This is a genomic window from Planktothrix sp., assembly GCF_046067725.1.
Taxonomy (GTDB): Bacteria; Cyanobacteriota; Cyanobacteriia; order Cyanobacteriales; family Microcoleaceae; genus Planktothrix.
This window is the reverse complement of record NZ_JBJUDF010000295.1, coordinates 1-2,598: the sequence shown is the minus strand read 5'-3', so window position 1 is coordinate 2,598 and position 2,598 is coordinate 1. Positions and strand designations below refer to the sequence as shown.

General features: G+C 41.6%; 3 protein-coding genes. All 3 read left to right on the top strand.

The genetic code is table 11. From position 1 onward, the window contains the following. A partial coding sequence (locus ACKPEB_RS18240; protein ID WP_408966393.1) for an RAMP superfamily CRISPR-associated protein occupies window positions 1-724 on the top strand: 724 nt, incomplete at its 5' end. Next, entirely contained in the window at window positions 724-1,128 is a 405-nt protein-coding gene (locus tag ACKPEB_RS18235; protein ID WP_408966392.1) for a hypothetical protein, read from the top strand. The genes ACKPEB_RS18240 and ACKPEB_RS18235, both read left to right, overlap by 1 nt. Further along, on the top strand, window positions 1,121-2,598 hold a 1,478-nt coding region (locus tag ACKPEB_RS18230), incomplete at its 3' end, for a hypothetical protein (protein ID WP_408966391.1). The genes ACKPEB_RS18235 and ACKPEB_RS18230, both read left to right, overlap by 8 nt.

Here is a 2,598-nt window from a genome sequence, read left to right as displayed (position 1 = left end):
TCTCAATTTAATTTTCCGTGATCAATTTACCCAAACTGGGATTATTCCAGGGAGTTCAATTCGGGGTCGTTTTCGGGCAGAAATGCGTCAATTTTTAGGGGAAGCTGACACGAATCAATGGTATGGTAGTGAAGCGGAAATGGGAAAACCCGACAGCACCAGTGAGTCTTTTGTTAAGTTTGAATATGCTTCTATTGTGTGGTTGCCTGTGTTTTGTCCGGGTCAACCGATGGTTTGGGTCACTTGTCCACGACTGTTAAAACGTTATCAACGAATTGCCGGAATTTCTAACCCGATTCCGGCGGTTTATACTGGGTCAAAAACTTTAAATGCTTTGAATATTAATGGCAAAAATACCTTGTTTTTTAACTTTGGATTTTTGACCATTGATAAAACGGAAGATCTTAAACCTTGGTTTCCAAATGGTCAAGAATTGCCTGGGGTTGTAGTCGGCGATGATGAGATTTCAATGATTCATGATATGGCCTTATATCGTCAAAGTCGGGTGGCTTTAGATAAGCAGGAGAAGAAAGTTTCAAAAGGTGCTTTTTTCAATACGGAAGCTTTACCTGAAGAAACGTTTTTAGTGTTTGCGATCGCAATTCGACCCACAACCCAAACTTGGGAACCCTTCATGGGAGATGAAGAAGCAGAAGTTTATTTAGGCGGCTTAGAATCCATTGGTTTTGGTCACTGCAAAATTACTTTAAAAGGAGTTAAATAATGGCTTGGACAACCTACAAATTAGATCAATATGCCCACGATTTAGTGCTGAAATATCGAGATCAAAAAGATGCCCTAAATCAAGCGTATAAAATGCGGATGACCGTTGCATTCGGGTTAGAACGATTTTGGGGGGAACAGTTTCGTTTAGAGGGGGCAAAAGCTGCTTACTGGAAGGATACCTGGGCAACCTTGGTTAAAATTATGCAGCAAGCTGGGGTAAAAATTCCTAATGATTCGATCCAAAATGGAAACAGCCAACAAATTAAGGCAATGACGGATAAACTCTGGAATTTTGACCCCCAACAACGCAAGGTTGCTTTAGCAATTTTGACTCAACTTTGTGAAAATATGGTTTGGTGGACACAACGTTATAAACCATCGGGAGGCGAGAATAATGGTTGATAGTAATTCTGTGCCGTTAATGTTTCGTGCTCAAATCGAATCCCGCAGCCAAATTCAATATCCACAGAATCAACAAGCGTATACTTGGGCGGAAGAATGGATGGAGGGAATTGGCGCTAAAAATCCTGAATTTAGTGATAAAATTCAAGTCAAAAGTTACCCGATGACTTGGCGATTTATTACCAATAGCGGACAGGATGAAGGTGTGATTCGTCCTGTCATTGGGGCGCGGGGTTTTCCCTACTATCCGGGTGCAAGTATGAAGGGGGCGTTTTTGCGGGTCTGTAGTCCTCAACAAGCGCTGAAATATTGTGGCGGGACAGTAAGGACGGAAACCAAACCGGGGTTACTGAGGTTTCATGGTGGCTATCCTCAAAATGAAGATTGGAAGGACGAAGATCGATTAGTTGATGTTGTCCATCCCCAGGAAAATTGGCAGGTGAAAAACTCAGGAGGTCATTCTGCTTTTATCCAAATTTCTCTCTATAAACCGTTATTAATGTTTGGGATTTCTAGTCAGAAACCCTTGGATGATACGGAATGGGAAATCATTTGGCAAATCTGGGAAAAAGCATTAGGTCGCGGAATTGGTTCGCGGGTAAGTGCGGGGTATGGTCAACCGAAAATACACCCGGAAAATGCTTTATTAACCGTTCATTTGAAGGGTCAAGGATTAGCTTCTCAATTGATTAATAAAGACGGTGAATTTCGCGCCAATATGTTCAAAGCGGCGTTAAGAGGTCATACCTTACGATTGTTGGGAGGAGTCACAACTGAAAGCACGGCTGAACAATTAACTCAATCCCTTTGGGGCGGTTTTGCAGGTGCAAATGGTTCAATTGTGGGGAAATTAGGAATTGCATTTCAAGCTCAGAATTTAGAGTTGGATGACTTTACTTATACTCCCAACAGTAAGCCGTTTTCAATGCCTATTTATGACTTGAAAAAAGGGCAATTAGATATTTTAGTCATGGGGAATTTGAGTGAGGAGGAACGAACGGAACATCAGAAATTAGTAACCCAGTTGATTAAATTTACTCTGCTGTTAGGAGGATTTGGTAAATCTTGGCGACGGATTGATCATCGGATGTTTTTTGATGAATATTTCGACAAGGGAAATAAGCCGATGATTGGTTGTCATTGGGAGTTAATTCCGCCATCGATTAGGTTGTATTGTCCGGTGCAAGAGTTAACAGATATTACTAAATTTCTGAATAATCTTCACACCCGAATTAAAAACTGGGTGCGGCAAACTCAGGGAAAACAATTAAGTCCTCAAGGGGCTAATTGGCGAGAAGCTTGGCATCCGAATAAAGTACAAGTTTGGGGTCGAATTGCTGAGGATGAATACTCAAGGGCTGTTGATTGGTTTCATGGAAACTATAGCGGTTCAAGAACCATTAAACAGTCGGATTTGACGGGAAAAATGGGAAAAATTGGGCGGATTTGGCATCGGATGTATCCCCGTTA

Coding starts and splice junctions, on each gene's coding strand:
- ACKPEB_RS18235 (WP_408966392.1), top strand. CDS start 724: ATGGCTTGGACAACCTACAAATTAGATCAATATGCCCACGATTTAGTG.